Raw genomic sequence first — 2,811 nt, forward strand, 5'->3', positions numbered from 1 at the left:
GGCTCGGCTGCTCGCGGAGCAGGGGCCGGCTGGAGGGCGCCGGTCTCGACGAGCGGAGCCGCCGACGCGATGGTGGCGGCCGCTTCGGCGGCGAGGAGCTTCGCGAGGCTGTCGGCCGCCCACGTGGAGGCGGTGTCGGCGGGCGCGGTTGCGACGGGCTCGGCGACGGGGGTGGAACCGATGGGGGCGACGGTCTCGAGGGCGGGCTCGAGAAGCTCGAACGGCTCGGCGGCGACGAGGACGGTGTCCAGCAGCGGCGCCGGCTCTTCGCGCGTCGGCAGCTCGGCCTCGAAGGCGGCGGCCGGGCGCTCCGGTGCCGCGGGAGACTCGGCGGCGATCGGCGGCACGGCGACGACGGGCTGCTCGCCGGTCTGGGCGCGCCGGGAGCGGCGGCTCACGTGCTCCACCGGGGCCACCGGCGGAACAGCGGATGCCGCGGCACGAGCGCGAATGCGAGGAGCGACCGGTTCGACGACCGGGCTCGACGCCACGGGGAGATCCACCGACGAGGGTGCCGGCGCCACGGGTGCAGGGGTCGGTGCGACCGGCGGCAGGACGGGCGTCGCAGCGGCAGGAGCATCGATCCCCGACAGAGTCGGTCGCGGCGCCGGGATGTCGGACGCCGGCGTCACGGAGGCGGGAGTCTGAGGCTTCACCGCGGCCGAAGTGGCGGCATCCGCTCGCTTGGCCTCGACAGGACGGCCCCACACGACGGCGGGACGGTCGGGAGCGCTTCCGGCCGCCTGCCGCCGCACTGTGGCGCGACCCGTCCCCGGGGTCTCCGGCGTCGCCTGCACAGGCGTCGGGGAGGTACGGCTGGATCGGCGCGTGGGCGCGGGCTCAGCCATAGGGGAGTCGAAAGGCAAGCGGAGTCGGGCTCTCGTGTCGTGCCGCGAGGGGGGGGTGCACGCAGCAGGGCTGTCGGTCGGGCTATGACCACCTCCGCCGATTCGGGCAGCGAAGGTAACGATCGGGTAAACACTACCCCGAGCGTGCTGGGAATGCCATGTAAGACTCGGATTTCATGACGCGCGCTTCGTGAAAATTCGATGAGAGCGCGTATCTCACACCAGTCCCGCCGCCTCGGCGAGGCGGTCGAAGATCGCCGGGGTCGCCGCGACCACGAGCGGTCCGCGCGGGCCCCCGTCGGGTTCGGCACGGCCGAACCGCCCGCCCGCTTCGGTCACCAGCAAGGCGCCGGCGGCGAGGTCCCACGGCGAGAGGCCGCGCTCGAAGTACCCGTCTAGGCGGCCTGCCGCGACGTACGACAGATCGAGCGACGCGGCACCGGCACGGCGGAGGTCGCGGGCCATCCCCGGCATCACACGTCCGATCAGCTCGAGGTCGCCGGGGCGGGTCGCGGGGTCGTATCCGAAGCCCGTCGCGAGCAGGGCGCCCGCCGGCCCGACCTCGGAGTTGACGGCGATCCGGTTGACGCCGAGCCACGCGCCCTCGCCGTGCACCGCATGGAAGACCTCTCCGCTGACCGGCGCGAACACGACACCCGCCAGCGCCTCCCACTCGTTTGGGCTCGGCTCACCGCGGACGGCGGCGATGCTGACCGCGTAGGTGGGGATGCCGTACGCGTAGTTGACGGTGCCGTCGATGGGATCGACGACCCACGTCACGTCGCTGGCCCCGCGCTCGGCTCCGGTCTCCTCGCCGAGGAAGCCGTCGTCGGGCCGCGCCGCCTTCAGGCGCGTGCGGATGAGCGCCTCGACCTCGCGATCCGCCTCGGTGACGATGTCGGCCAGCGCCGACTTGGTCGCGGCGATCGCCACGCCGGCGTCACGACGCACACGGGCCAGCTCACCGGCTTCGCGGGCGATGTCCATGGCAAGGGATCCGAGGTCGTGCTCGAGGCTCATGCCTCCACGGTATCCGGCGGTACTCACCGCGCCGGCGAACGCGGGGCGACGCTCGCCTGACGACGAGGGTCTCGATAGCGTGTGCGCATGCCCGCCCACTCCCCCGTCTACGACGTCGCCATCGTCGGCGGCGGCCACAACGCCCTCGTCGCCGCCGCGTACCTCGCCCGCGCCGGACGCACGGTCGTCGTGCTCGAACGGCTCGACCATGTCGGCGGCGCCGCGGTGTCGGAGGAACCGTGGCCGGGCGTCGCCGCACGCCTGTCGCGCTACTCCTACCTCGTGAGCCTGCTGCCGCAGCGCATCATCGACGACCTGGGGCTCGGCATCCGTCTGCTGCGCCGTCGCTACTCGTCGTACACACCGGATCCGCAGGACCCTTCGCGCGGCATCCTCATCGACACGGCGGATGCCGCGGCGACCGCCGACGCCTTCGCCCGCGTGACCGGCAGCACCGGCGAGGCGACTCGTTTCGCGGCGTTGTCCGAGCGGATGGCGCCCGTCGCCCGGCTGATCTTCCCGTCGATGACCGAGCCGCTGCCCCGGGCCGGCGAGCTGCGCGCGGCGCTCGACGACGACGGGCTCTGGGAGGAGCTGTTCGAACGGCCGCTGGGTGGGCTGCTGCGTTCGTCCCTCGACACCGACATCGCCCGCGGCATCGCGCTCACCGACGGTCTTATCGGCACGTTCGCGTCGGCCGACGACGAGAGCCTGCGGCAGAACCGCTGCTTCCTTTACCACGTGATCGGTGGCGGGACCGGCGACTGGGACGTGCCGGTCGGCGGCATGGGTCGCGTGACATCCGAGCTGTCGCGCGCGGCGACCGAGGCTGGTGCCGAGATGCGCACTGGGGCGGAGGTCGTGGCGGTCACCCCCGACGGAGAGATCACCCTCGCCGACGGCCCCGCCGTCCACGCCCGACTGGTGCTGAGCGGCGTCGGCC

The 2,811-nt window shown here is 73.5% G+C and carries 2 protein-coding genes and 1 pseudogene; 1 reads left to right on the forward strand and 2 read right to left on the reverse strand.

Annotation, left to right across the window (positions count from 1 at the left end):
* Window positions 1-632: pseudogene (locus VIP82_RS10845) on the reverse strand (hypothetical protein); the annotation flags it as partial.
* Window positions 633-1,064: 432 nt separating this feature from the next.
* Window positions 1,065-1,868 carry an inositol monophosphatase family protein gene (locus VIP82_RS10850; protein ID WP_331908420.1) on the reverse strand — a complete coding sequence of 268 codons (804 nt, stop codon included), beginning with the start codon at window positions 1,866-1,868 and terminating at the stop codon, window positions 1,065-1,067.
* Window positions 1,869-1,955: 87 nt separating this feature from the next.
* Between VIP82_RS10850 and VIP82_RS10855 the strand changes: the two genes are divergently transcribed.
* Window positions 1,956-2,811 (forward strand): phytoene desaturase family protein (locus VIP82_RS10855; protein ID WP_331908422.1); only part of this gene is annotated, 856 nt, incomplete at its 3' end.

The sequence above is a fragment of the Microbacterium sp. genome, from assembly GCF_036566905.1.
Classification (GTDB): Bacteria; Actinomycetota; Actinomycetes; order Actinomycetales; family Microbacteriaceae; genus Microbacterium.